This window comes from Candidatus Magnetobacterium casense (assembly GCF_019173545.1).
GTDB lineage: Bacteria > Nitrospirota > Thermodesulfovibrionia > Thermodesulfovibrionales > Magnetobacteriaceae > Magnetobacterium > Magnetobacterium cryptolimnobacter.
The window spans coordinates 1-1,587 of record NZ_JABXWD010000604.1; the positions used below are offsets into that span (position 1 = coordinate 1).

General features: G+C 53.7%; 1 protein-coding gene. It reads left to right on the forward strand.

The features are described 5' to 3' along the window. Window positions 1–1,587: WD40 repeat domain-containing protein (locus HWQ67_RS18000; protein WP_218254074.1), on the forward strand; the 1,587-nt coding region annotated here is incomplete at both ends.

The window sequence follows — 1,587 nt, forward strand, 5'->3', positions numbered from 1 at the left end:
GTCCGAAGATAAGGCCGTCAGTAAGATGCAGGAGTTCATCGATAACATGCCCACATACGCCAGTGACAAGTTGCATATTGGCAAGCTGTTCATGGCTAAGTTATTGCTGTTTTTTTCAAACGAACACAAGGCGCTCCACACACTCAGAGAACTCAGGCAGCACATCAGGGACAACCACGATATCTATCGCAACATTGCCCTGTTGCTCTGTGGTGCGGAGACTGCCACAGAAGACGCAGCCTCCTGGCGAGAAGTCAAGGATGCCCTGTATCGCCTGATCAACGACGGCAAGGAAGACCCCTCGGTTATAACAGGATATGCCCTCGCCCTCAAAAACCTCAACGAAGACTATGAGGACTTCTACGCCACCGGCAGGGTGCGCTACAGGGAACTGCCGGAGTCTCTTGATGAGGCGCTTCACACGGCGCTACCGGGCTTTGCCGTAACCGCCAGATTTTCCGTTGAACACACCGGCATAACGGCCCTTGCACTGCTATCGGATACCGCTGCGGACAAGACCCAGACTGCACGAAAAATTCCCCAAAAGATAGCAATGATCGGGTGCAACGACTCACGTCTCTCCCTGGTGGACCTCGGCAGCGGTGAGACCATTACCACCCTCCAGGGGCATGTAATGGGCATAACCGCCCTCGCCCTCAGCCAAAACCACCGCTACGTCCTCTCAGCCTCCCAGGACAGGAGCATCGCCCTGTGGGACATGCAACAGGCACGCCGCCTGCAAACCTTCACCGGACATGAGGGCGTCATCACGGACGTGCTCTTTGTCGGCAACTCCGTCTATGCGGTGTCCTCCTCCATGGATGGCACCATACGAGCATGGGACCTCCGCAAAGGCAAGTCTGCCGGTACGTTTAAAGCACAAAACAAACCCGTACATGCCATTGCCATCTCAAAGGACGGCAAGTACGTCTACTCCGCCCTCAAAGGGGCAGCCCCATGCAAGTGGGATACAAAGACGGGGAAACTACTGTTGAGCTGCCAGGGCCAGTTCACCGGCTCTACCACAATAGCATTGAGTGCTGACGGCAAACGCCTCATCACGGGCGGCATCGATGACACCGTATGCCTCTTTGACACCGACACTGGAGAAAGCATCAGCACCTTCAGGGGACACACGGGAAGGATAACCTCTGTTGCCTTCAGTTGCGATGACAACTTCGCACTGTCAACCGGACAACAGACCGTGCATGTCAGAGACCTCAAAAATGGTCTGCTCTATGCACAGTTCAGCTATAAGGGGCCTATCGCAGGGGCGGTGACAAATGACAGAGGGCATCAGATATTGTTTGCACAGGATAACGAACTCATATGTCTGAACTACCTCAACAGGTATACCTGCAAATATGCCCTCCTTCCTCCGGCGTCTCTCAGAAAAGGCGACATCAGAACCGAATTCACACGCAGGGTAAGTGTGGCAAGGCAACTCGTAAATGACGAAAAATATCCGGAGGCATTAAACGCCATAGACAACGCAAGGGAACTGGCTGACTATGACAACCACGAAAATATAATAAACCTGCTATCCAACATACCTCTGAAATACGACCGCGGCTCCGTCCGTGCACC